5 protein-coding genes and 3 pseudogenes are annotated in these 11,000 nt (G+C 70.9%); 5 read left to right on the forward strand and 3 right to left on the reverse strand.

Annotation, left to right across the window (positions count from 1 at the left end):
- Positions 1-93 precede the first annotated feature (93 nt).
- Positions 94-465 (forward strand): annotated as a pseudogene (locus AB0B89_RS31115) (VOC family protein); the annotation flags it as partial.
- 73 nt (positions 466-538) lie between these two features.
- On the opposite strand, the gene AB0B89_RS31120 reads toward AB0B89_RS31115, so the two are convergent.
- Complete coding sequence (locus AB0B89_RS31120) at positions 539-1,156, reverse strand: DinB family protein (protein ID WP_358559927.1); 618 nt, start codon at positions 1,154-1,156, stop codon at positions 539-541.
- A 62-nt stretch (positions 1,157-1,218) separates the two neighbouring features.
- Between AB0B89_RS31120 and AB0B89_RS31125 the strand changes: the two genes are divergently transcribed.
- The 3 genes and pseudogenes from AB0B89_RS31125 (at position 1,219) to AB0B89_RS31135 (ending at position 4,212) form a co-directional block, all read left to right on the forward strand.
- Positions 1,219-2,229: a WYL domain-containing protein gene (locus tag AB0B89_RS31125; RefSeq protein WP_358559929.1), complete on the forward strand. Its 1,011-nt coding sequence runs from the start codon at positions 1,219-1,221 to the stop codon at positions 2,227-2,229.
- A 250-nt stretch (positions 2,230-2,479) separates the two neighbouring features.
- Positions 2,480-3,179 (forward strand): annotated as a pseudogene (locus AB0B89_RS31130) (DUF4158 domain-containing protein).
- 469 nt (positions 3,180-3,648) lie between these two features.
- Entirely contained in the window at positions 3,649-4,212 is a 564-nt protein-coding gene (locus tag AB0B89_RS31135) for a dihydrofolate reductase family protein (RefSeq protein ID WP_358559931.1), read from the forward strand.
- 278 nt (positions 4,213-4,490) lie between these two features.
- On the opposite strand, the gene AB0B89_RS31140 is transcribed toward AB0B89_RS31135, so the two are convergent.
- Entirely contained in the window at positions 4,491-5,567 is a 1,077-nt protein-coding gene (locus AB0B89_RS31140; protein WP_358559933.1) for an RNA polymerase subunit sigma-70, read from the reverse strand.
- A gap of 442 nt (positions 5,568-6,009) precedes the next feature.
- Here AB0B89_RS31140 and AB0B89_RS31145 point away from each other — a divergent pair.
- A pseudogene (locus tag AB0B89_RS31145) lies at positions 6,010-6,255 on the forward strand (response regulator transcription factor); the annotation flags it as partial.
- Between the two features lie 54 nt (positions 6,256-6,309).
- Here the strand turns inward: AB0B89_RS31145 and AB0B89_RS31150 are convergent.
- Positions 6,310-10,917 carry a carboxyl transferase domain-containing protein gene (locus AB0B89_RS31150; RefSeq protein WP_358559935.1) on the reverse strand — a complete coding sequence of 1,536 codons (4,608 nt, stop codon included), beginning with the start codon at positions 10,915-10,917 and terminating at the stop codon, positions 6,310-6,312.
- Positions 10,918-11,000: the final 83 nt, after the last annotated feature.

Consider the following 11,000-nt stretch of genomic DNA (forward strand, 5'->3'; position numbering starts at 1 on the left):
CACGACAGACACCGGAACCCCGGGCAGCCGGCGGGGGGAGTTCCCTCCTCCCATGGTCCAGCCGGCCCGTCTCATCAGGAGACGGAGCACACCGACCCGGACGCCTCCCTGGCCTTCTATCGCGACACCCTCGGCTTCGAGGTCCGCAACGATGTCGGATACGGCGGGATGCGCTGGATCACGGTCGGACCCGCCGACCAGCCCAGCACGTCGATCGTCCTGGAGCCGCCGGCCGCCGACCCCGGCCTCACCGAGGAGGAGCGCCGGACCATCGCCGAGATGATGGCGAAGGGCAGCTACGTCCGCATCGTCCTGGCGACCGCCGACCTCGACGGCGCCTTCGCGCGGCTGGAGGCCAGCGGCGCCGAGGTCGTCCAGGAGCCGACCGAGCAGCCGTACGGGATCCGTGACTGCGCCTTCCGCGACCCCGCGGGCAACCTGATCCGCATCAACGAGCTGCGCTGAACGGTCGCCCGGACAGGGGCCGCTTTGGGAAGCCGGCCCTGGTCCTGGCCGTGCCGGTCCCGGAGCGCACCCGTCAGGTTGATCTCTGCCCGTCGAGCGTCTCGCGCAGGATGTCGGCGTGCCCCGCGTGCTGGGCGGTCTCGGCGATGACGTGCAACAGCACCCGGCGCACGCTGCGCACCGCTCCCGGCTCGTGCCAGGGCGCCTCCGGCAGCGGGTGCGTGGCCGACAGATCGGGGACGGCGGCGACGATCTCCTCGCTGCGGGCGGCGACCTGTTCGTAGCGCGCGAGGATCCCGGCCGGCGTGTCGCCGGGCAACATCAGGAAGTCGTTCTGGTGGTCGATCGCCCACTGCGGGACCTCGCGTGCGGTACCGGCCGCGAGGTCGGCCCAGGTGACACCGTCGGGCAGGTCGTAGCGCATCGCCGACGGGCCCTCGGCCACGAAGCGCATCCACCCTTCCTCGATGGAGGCGACGTGCTTGATCAGCCCGCCCAGGCACAGCGCGCTGACCGTAGGGCGCTCGGCGAGTCGCTCGTCGCTGAGCCCGCGGATGGTATTGGTCAGGGCGGATCGAACGGTCGCCAGCTCGGCGAGCAGCTCGCCTCGCTCGGCGTCGAGCGTTGAGGCAGGCGTGGTCGTGGCGCTCACGGTGATCGGGCCCTTCCAGTCGTTCTCGTTGTCTGGCACACGACGAGAATCACAGGGAAAGCGGCCAGGATGTGGCCGCTTCTCAGGGCAATATCGGAGTCATGCCGAAGACTTCCGCGCGACTGCTGTCGTTGCTCTCGCTGCTCCAGGTGCGCCGGGACTGGCCGGGGGCGCTGCTGGCCGAGCGGCTGGACATCAGCCCGCGCACCGTGCGCCGCGATGTCGACCGCCTGCGCGAGCTCGGCTATCCCATAGTGGCCTTCAAGGGGCCCGACGGTGGATACCGGCTCGACGCGGGTACGGAGCTGCCCCCGTTGCTGTTCGACGACGAGCAGGCCGTAGCTCTGGCCATCGCGCTCCAGATGGCCGCCACCGCCGGTGCCGGCGTCGAGGAAGCCGCGGCGCGCGCGCTGAACACCGTCCGGCAGGTCATGCCCGCACGGCTGCGCCGCCGGATCGACACCCTCCAGGTCACCGCGGTCGAGCGCCCCGCGATCCGGCCGGACCCACAGGTCGGCGGCAGCGTGCTCGCGGCTCTCGGCGCCGCCGTCCACGCCCGTGAGGTGCTGCGCTTCGAGTACGCTCCCGCGTCCCCGCCGGGGGTGGACGACGGCGTGCGGACCCCGCCCCGCCGGGTGGAGCCCCATCACCTCGTCGCCTGGGGCGGACGCTGGTACCTGGTCGCCTGGGACCTCGACCGCGACGACTGGCGCACCTTCCGCGCCGATCGGATCACCCCGCGCACCCCTGCGGGGCCCCGCTTCACCCCGCGTGAGCTGCCCGGAGGTGAGGTGGCCGCCTTCGTGGCCGGCAGGTTCCGGGGCTCCAACGGCTCTGCCGACTGGCCCTGCCGCGGCGAGGTGATCCTCGACCTCCCCGCCGCCGCGGTGTCCCGCTACACCCGCGACGGACTGGTCGAGGAGCTCGGTCCGGACCGCTGCCGGCTCGTCCTGGGCTCGTGGTCATGGACCGGCCTGGCCGCCACCATCGGCAGGTTCGACGCCGGCATCGAGGTCGTCGGCCCGGCCGAGCTCAAGGACGCCTTCGCGCGCCTGGCCCGCCGCTACGCCGACGCCGCGGGCGAGGGCCCCGCCAAGCCCTCAAGCCACTGAGGGGAGACGGGTCCAACGATCATGGAGTGAGGGAAGATCGGCCGTCGTCGCGGAGGGGCCTCGACTACTGCCTCATGATGAGCTTGCGTGCCATGGTGTCGACGCCGATGCTGGTCTGGAAGTCGTAGTTGCTGAGCTTCACCGCGTCGAGGTCCCGGTAGTACTCGCCGAAAATCGGGCGGATATGGCTGGGTAGGCTTCTGAGCTGGGAATCTGTGGGCCTGGCGGGAGGTCTTTCTTGGCGACGCAGGTGTTCGCGGACGAGGAGCTGAAGCGCCTGCGGGGGTTCCCGGAGATTGGCAGCGACGAGCTAGCGAGGTTCTTCACCCTGACTCCGGCGGATGTCGCGTTCGTCGATCCCGGTCGGGGCCGTGGTCCGGCGGACCGGCTCGGCTTGGCCGTGGCGTTATGTACCGTGGCTCGGGTTCGTGCCGGACAAGGTGCTTTCGGCCCCGCCGGTGGCGGTGGCCAGGCTGGCCGAGCAGCTCGGCGTCGACCCGGCCGGGCTGCGCTCGTACGGGCGGCGGGCGAAGACGCGGACCGAGCATTTGCGGCTGGTGGCGAAGTATCTGGGGTGGCGGCTGCCGACCACGCTGGAGCTCAAGGAACTAGACGAGTTCCTGCTCGCCAGGGCGATGGAACACGACTCGCCGACCCTGCTGTTCCGGCTCGGGTGCGAGTACCTGATCTCGGCACGCGTGATCCGTCCGGGACCGGTGACCGTGGTCGAGCGGGTCGCCCACGCCCGCGCCGAGGCGCAGCGGGAGACGTTCGACCGGCTGGCGCACGAGTTCACCGAGGCACGGTGCGCCGCGCTGGACGGGCTGCTGATCACCGATCCGGAGATCCGCATGACCCGTCTGCGGTGGCTGGCCACCGGCCCGATGGAGGCGTCCCCGGCCGCGGTGAAGGCCGAGGTCGCCAAGCCGCGTCGGCGCTGGGAGAGGTAGGTACTCGCGGATCTTGCCGGGCACGTGCGGCCGCTGGTCGCCGAGCGAGATGCCCAGCGTCGGGAACCGGTTGGCGATCTCCAGCGCGGTGAGAGGGCCTGACCGGCGCTGTAGCTGTGTGACCAGGCGTTCGGGGACCCAGATCGCTCACACTCCTGCTCGCGCAGCGAGCGCGTCGAGCGCTACCGCAACGCCTCTGCGAAAGTAGACAGCCTCTGTTGCAGGTGGCCGTGGAAGGCATTCCCGTCCGGGCAGACGGCAGCAGCGGTCGGGGAGAGCCGGCCCTGGGTGCGCCGCTGCCCGTACGAGGGTGAAGTCGAGATCCGGTGGGCAGTGTTCGAGCCCAGCCGAGTACGCCGTGCCGAGTCCGGAACGCGAGGACTACCTGCGGACGCAGATCGCGCACCGATTAGGTTTCCGCGCCGTGCCCGTCTGTACGTGTGAGATCGACTCACGAAAGGCTGGCACGATGCGGAAACTGATCTTCGGCATGAACCTGAGCCTGGACGGCTACATCGCCGCGCCCGGCGACGACCTCGGCTGGAGCGAACCGAGCGACGAGCTGTTCCAGTGGTGGTCCGACCGGGTGGACGCGACCGGCCTGGCGCTGTACGGGCGCAAGCTGTGGGAGGGGATGAGCTCCCACTGGCCGACCGCCGACCAGCAGCCCGGCGCCACCCCGGCGGAGATCGAGTTCGCGCGCCGCTGGCGGGACATGCCGAAGGTGGTGTTCTCCTCGACGATCGACAAGGTCGACTGGAACACCCGCCTGGTCACCGGCGACGCGGTCGCCGAGATCACCAGGCTCAAGGCCGAAGACGGCGGCCCCATGGACATCTGCGGCGCCACACTTGCCGCAGCGGCCATGCGGGCCGGGCTGATCGACGAGTACGTGCTGGTCACCCACCCGGTTCTGGTGGGCGGCGGCACGCCGTTCTTTACGGCCCTGGACAGCTGGGTGAACCTGAACCTGGTGGAGACGCGGACGTTTCCCGGCGGCGTGGTGCTGACCCGATACGAGACGAGGCGATGAGCACGGGCCAGATGCTCGGCTCGTGAGGCCAGGTCCTGGGCTCGTGAGGCCAGGTCGAAATCCTTCCTGGCGTGCTCACCGTGACCCTCGGCTGTGAGGGAACCTTCCCCGGGCCCCTTTTTGCGTTCCGAGTGAGCTGTTGACCGACTTGCTGGAGATGAGGGCGACGGCGTCGTTGATCGTGACGATGTTCTTCGGGCATGAAGATGCCCCGCCGGCAACGCCGGCGGGGCGGTGGTGTTCGCGTTGTCGCGGTGGTGTTCAGCTGGTCGGGGTGCTCATTCCGCGGTGACTTCGGTGACGGCGGCCCGTGCGCTGGACTCGTCGACGATGGGGCCTTTGTCTGATGACAGTGTCGGGGGCAGGCCCAGCCATGGTTTGTCGGTGGCGTCGAATCCGGTGAGCTCGGTGATCTTCCCGTCGATGATGTGCAGGACCGCGATGGTAAATAGCCGGTACTCCGGGTCGTCGGGGGTGCGGAGGTACAGCACGGCGGCAGGCATGCGGTTGACCGTCGTGGTGATACAACGCCAGTCGTCGTGGCCGCGCTGGAAGAGCCCACCGGAGACCCAGCCGTCCACCGCGTCCTTGGCCGTGATGACCGAGGTGCCCGGCTCGGGCAGCATCGCGAAGCGCAGGTCGTCGCGCAGCAGGGACATCAGCCCGTCCAGGTCGTTGCGCTCATGGGCGTCGATATACGACTTCACCACGCCGCGCTCGTCATTCGACAGCTCGTGGGTGGCGGGGCTCCGCCAGTCGAGGCGGCGGTCGGGCAGCTGCTCGCGCATCGTCACACGGGCCCGCTGCAGTGCGCTGGTCACCGATGCGATGGTCAGCTCGAGGGCGTCGGCGGCCTTCGACGCCGGCCAGCCGAGGACGTCGCGCAGGATGAACACCGCCCGCTGCCGCGGCGGCAGGTGCTGGACGGCGACGATGAACGCCAGCTCGATCGTCTCCCGCGCCACCACCGATTCCTGCGGGTCCTCGGGGAGCATCCGGTCGGGGTAGGGCTGCAGGTACAGCACCTCGGAGCCGGGGTCCGGCAGCTCGGACGGTACGGGGGTGCGGTCGTTGCGCTTCTCCAGGAAGTCGAGGCAGGCGTTCGTCGCGATTCGGTACAGCCAGGTCCGCAGGGCCGCGTGGCCCTTGAACGACTCCCGCTTGTTCCACGCTCGCAGGAACGTCTCCTGCGTCAGGTCCTGGGCGTCCTCGTAGTTCGCGAGCATCCGGTAGCAGTGCACCTGCAGCTCACGCCGGTGGCGCTCCGTGATGAGTGCGAACCGCGCCGTGTCGCCTGAGCGGACCGCCGCGAGGAACGTGGCCTCGTCGGCGCCCAGCGGTCTGGTGTCGGTCATGGTCATCAATCCTTCCACCGGTGCGAAAACTAACAGAACTGACGACGTGGCGGAGGATTTCTGATCGGTGAAGCCGCTGACACCGGGCCGTTCGCCAGGCCGGATGGGTCGGGGTCGATCCAGGGAACGTGCTCCGGGTCGGGCACACCTCGATGTCGAGGTGGGGCCGGGCGAGGACGGCGCCACCGAAGCCGACCTGATGAACCTCTCCGGCCACGAAGACCGCCGCACCTCCAGCGCTACCTCAAGCCCAGCAAAGAAGGCACCCACCGTCGCCTCGACGGGCTCGACGCCCAGCGAGGGGCCTGGACACCCAACGCCGACGAACTCACCGCCCGCATGACCAGCAACCGGGAAAGCACCTAAACCCGATCTTTGCTGGTCAGCCATATCCGCCCGATTTTCGACGAGTACTACGGGGACCCCGACCACGGCCACGGCGCTGGAGGCACTGACCGAGCGCGAGCGCGAGGTGCCGGCGCTCGTCGCCCGCGGCCTGTCCAACGCGGAGATCGCCGCGCGCATCTACGTGACGGAGGGCACCGTCAAGACGCACGTCAGCCGTGTCCTGGCCAAGCTGGGGCTGCGCGACCGGGTGCAAGCGGTGGTGTACTCCTACGAGTCCGGCCTGGCACGTGCCGGCCTCGGTTTTCCCCCGGGCGACCAGGACCGGCCCGTCACGAGATGAGCGGGAGGGTGTGGCGGGCCGGTGGCCGGCGTGCTGCCGCGTCCGCCGGCGCTGTCAGGACAGGCGGGACTCGATGGCCTCGATGATCCGGGGGCGCAGTTCCGCGGCGCGGATGACGGCGTCGACGGAGCCGACCTCGACCGCGCGCTGGATGTTGTGCACGCGGTCGAACTCCGTGGCCACCTCGCCGAGCTTCTCCGCCCGCACCGACGAGCGGAGCTCGTCGAGCTCCGCGCTCAGCACGGCGCGGTCGGCGCCGGAGGCGGCCGCGACGCGGGCCTCCAGGTCTCGCACGCGCGGGTCGGCCGCGGTGCGGGCGCTGACGTCGCCGGAGAACACCACCGCGGCGGCGGGGGCGCCGCCGAGGACCGAGGCGAACGAGCCTTCCAGCGCGAGCACGGTCATGTTCGGGTTCAGCGCCTTGGAGAACACCACGAACGCGCCGCCGTGGTACCGCGAGATCACGCAGAACACAATGGGCCCGCGGAAGTTCACGATCGCGCGGCCGATCTCGGCTCCGTACTCCAGCTGCAGCTTCCGCATCGATTCCGGCGAGCCGTCGAAACCCGACAGGTTCGCCAGCACCACCAGCGGCCGGTTGCCGCTGGCCGCGTTGATCGCCCGGGCGGCCTTCTTCGAGGACCGGGGGAACAGCGTGCCCGCGGTGTAGGTGTCCGGGCCGTCGGTGGGCGGGAAGCCGCGCCGCGGAACCGCCTGTGACTCGATGCCGAGCAGGCACACCGGCATGCCGCCGAGATGCACGTCCCGAACCACCGCGGTCTCCGCGTCGGCCATGCCCGCCCAGCGTTCCAGCACCGGGTGGTCCTGGTCGGAAAGCGCCCGCATCACGGTCCGGATGTCGAACGGCTTCTTGCGGTCCGGGTTGGCCTCGGCGGAGAAGATCTCGCCGACGGTGGTGAAGTCGCTGCCCGCCATGGCATGTGGGAAGTCGGAGATGTCGCGGTCGACGGGGTCGCTCGTCGTCGCCCGCCGGGGCGCCTGCTCGCCGGGTGCGACGTAGGTGTGGTCGTAGTGCGACATCAGCACCTCCCGGGCGGCGGCCAGGTTCGGCGCCCAGTACTGCGCCTGCCCGTTCGGGCCCATCACCCGGTCGTAGCCGCCGATGCCGAAGTTGTCCTCGGCCGACACCCCACCGGAGAAGTCGAGCGACTGCTTGCCGGTGAGCACCATCGCCGAGTCCGGTGTCATCACCAGGATGCCCTTGGTGTGCATGAGCATCGTCGCCTCGGCGTTCCAGTACGGCTGCGCGCCGACGTTGATGCCCGCGACCACGATGTTGATCTCGCCGCCGTCCTGGGTGAACTCGACGATCCGCTTGAGCGCCGCGGCCACCCAGTCCATGTTCTCCGTGCCGGACTCCATGGAGATCCGGGCGCCGGAGGACAGCGCGTACCACTCCAGCGGCACCCGCATCCGCTCGGCCAGGTCGAGCGCGGCGATCACCCGGCGGCACTCCGGCTCTGACACCGCGCCGAGCGATTTCGTCGGGTCGCCGAGCAGCACGACCCTGGTGACGCCCTGCGGGTGCCGCAGGGTCGGCGTGGTGACCACGCCCGCGACGATCGCCGCGGTGTTGCGCCCCTTGGGCCGGTCGACCGGCACCAGCGCGTGGTCGTCGTCGAGGTCGTGCTCGGCGAAGTCGCCGAGCAGCCCGGTCAGCTCGTACGGATACACCGTGTTGCGGCCGCTCGCGCGCAGCACCTTCTGCCGGTAGTCGTCGACCGGTTCGACCGGGTCGGCCGACGGCTCGCCGATGGTCAGCTCGGTGCCGCCGGTGGCGTCGAAGGAGATGCGCACGGCGATCTTGGTCAGCTCGCCGGTCTTCCGGTCACGCTGCCGCGCGATCAACAGGATCTCCTCCAGCCCGGCTCCCGCGCTCGTCGGCAGCACGCGCCCGGCGATCATCTCCAGCTCCGCGCGGGTGAGGTCGCTCGGCGGCCAGATGTAGAGCACGATCCGGTTGGTGGTGAGGCGCTTCTTCGACGGCCGCCGCGACTGCGCGCGGCGGATCGAGTCGAGGCAGGTGGCGATGGTGTCCTCGGCCGTCGGCAGCGCGACGAGCCTGCCGTCGTGCTCACGCAGCTCGGTCAGGTCGCGCACCTGCGCGAACGCGACGAGGCGGTCGTCCGACGGGTTCTCCCGCGCCACGCACTGGAAAAGGTAGACCTCCTCGTCCGACGACGGCAGGCGGGTGAGGTCGAACCTGTTCAGCCGCTCCAGCTGCATCCGCTGCGCGATGTACGGGTGCAGGCCGCGGATCAGCCGCTCCTCGGTCATCCCCGTGGTCGACGGGCGGAACGTGAAGTGCTGGTGCATCACCGCGCCGCCGCTGCCCGCGACGGTGGCGGTGAGTCTGCGGACCTGGTCCGGCAGCGGGTGCGCCCTGATGACCTCGTGCAACGCGGCCGCCATGGCGTCGGAGTCCTCCGGCTGCCGCTCCCAGGCGAGATAGATGTCGGCGTCGATGGCCTCCTCGCCGCGCGCCAGCTCCGCGAGCCCGCGCAGCGCGCTGCCCAGCGCTGTGAAGCTCACAGCGGAGGAGACCACGCGCGAGCCCGCGCGCTCGGCGACCACGAACGTGCAGCCCGCGACCTGGCTGGTGCGGACGCCGGTGAGACCCTTGTTGCCGTAGTAGCGCCGGGTCAGCACCTCCAGCATGATCGAGTCGTCCAGGTCGTCGCGGTTGAGCCGCTGGCCGAGCAGCCGCACCAGCGGCTCGGTGCTGCGCACCATCTCGGCGATCCGCTCGGCGCGGTCCGGAGCGTCCGGGTGGGCGTCCAGGTGACGCAGGTGCTTGCGGACGTCGGCGTAGACGCGGGCGCGGTTGCGGCGCAGCAGCGGCTGGCCGAACCAGGCGAACACCACGCCGCGCGCGAGGTCTGCGACCACCGGGAAGCGGACCTGGGTGGCGGAGACCAGCCGCTCCAGCGCGAGACCGGCGGGCTCGCGCAGCGTCTCGTCCGGCGGCGGCTCGCGCAGCCACGCGCGCAGCAACGTCGTGACGACCGTGGCGTCGGCGGACGCGCGTTGCTGGGCGAGGAAGATCCGGAACACCGCGGCTTCGAGCTCGGGGGAGTGCTCCAGCCCGGTGACGCCATAGTGCCCGAGCGCCTTGGCGAGCTTGGACTGGAACGCCTCCGGCAGCCCGGCCCGCTCGACGTCGAGGCTCTGCAGGTAGGTGTGGAAGTACTCGCGGGCGCTGTGCACGTGACCGTCACCGCCGCCGTCCTCTCCCGCCGGGCGGTTGCGGCTCAGCTCGGCGAGGTCGGCGAACAGCGCGACGAGTTCGACTTCCTCGGCCAGCGGCCGGAGGCCTTCCTCGGTGGCAGCCCGTCGGGCGGCGAGGTAGTCGTCGAGCACCCGGCGTTCGTCGTGCGGGTCGACGTCGAAGCCCAGCAGCAGGCTGCGCAGGTCCTCCTGGCCGCGCGTGGCGCGCTCCCGCGCCGGGATCCTCCCGGGCGCGGCGGGCAGGTCCAGCTCGACGGACCCGGCGGCCGAGGTGTCCTCGGCTTCGGCGTCGTCGCCGGCGAGCGGCTCCAGCCGAAGCAGCGGCGCACCGGTCTCCACCTGGCTGCCCACGGACACGACGCATTCCTTAAGGCGCGCCCTGAACGGCGCCCGCAGCACCGTCTCCATCTTCATGCTCTCCAGCACGAGCACCGGCGCGCCCGCCTCCACCTCGGCGCCGGCCTTCAGCGGCGTGGCGACGACCAGCGCGGGAGCGGGCGAGCGGACGACGCCGCCCTCGTCGCGGCTGACCCGGTGCGTCACGCCGTCCACCTCGACCAGGTGGATCGGCCCGTGTGTGCCGGTGAGCAGGCGGTACCGGGTGCCGTTGACGATGATCTGCCCGGTGTGCCGGTCGAAGCGGTCGAGCTCGACTTCGGCGGTGCGGACGTCGTCACCCGCTTGGACGCCGACGCGGAACCGGTGCGCGCCGACCCGTGCGACGCGCACGCGGTAGCCGACGCCACGCAGCTTGAGGTCCAGCGGCCGGCCGCTCTCGTGCCGCACCTGCGGACGCCCGCCGGACGCGGTCGACAGCAGCCGCTGCCGCTCGACGCGTTCCTCCTCCTCGTACGCCTCGATGGCGGCGGCCGCCAGCGCGACGGCGGAGTGCCGGTGCGAGACGAGCCTGCCCTCGCCGCGGACGCGGTCGATCCAGCCGGTGTCCGCACTGGCGTCGATCACTTCGGGCTGGTCGAGCAGGTCGAGCACGAAGCTCTTGTTCGTCGCGCCGCCTTCGATGATCACCGTGGTCTGCGCCATCGCCCGGCGTAGCCTGCCGAGTGCCTCGTCACGGTCGCGGCCATAGGCGATGATCTTCGCGATCATCGAGTCGAAGGCGGCGGGGATGGTGTCGCCCTCGCTGACGCCGGTGTCCACGCGGATGCCCGGCCCGGCGGGCAGGTCCAGCCGCACGATGCGGCCCGGAGAGGGCGCGAAGTCGCGGTCGGGGTCCTCGGCGTTCAGCCGGGCCTCGATGGCGTGCCCGCGCTCCGCCGGCGGCGCGCCTTGGAGCCTGCCGCCGGATGCCACCCGAAGCTGCGCCTTGACCAGGTCGAACCCGGTGGTGGACTCGGTGATCGGGTGCTCGACCTGCAGGCGGGTGTTGACCTCGAGGAACGCGAACCGCCTCACCAGCGGCTCGATGCCGCCGACGATGAAGTTGTCGCCGAGGTACATGACGAAGTCATCCTCGCCAAGGTAGTCGCGGGCGATCA

The organism is Sphaerisporangium sp. NPDC049002, from assembly GCF_040649355.1.
Lineage (GTDB): Bacteria > Actinomycetota > Actinomycetes > Streptosporangiales > Streptosporangiaceae > Sphaerisporangium.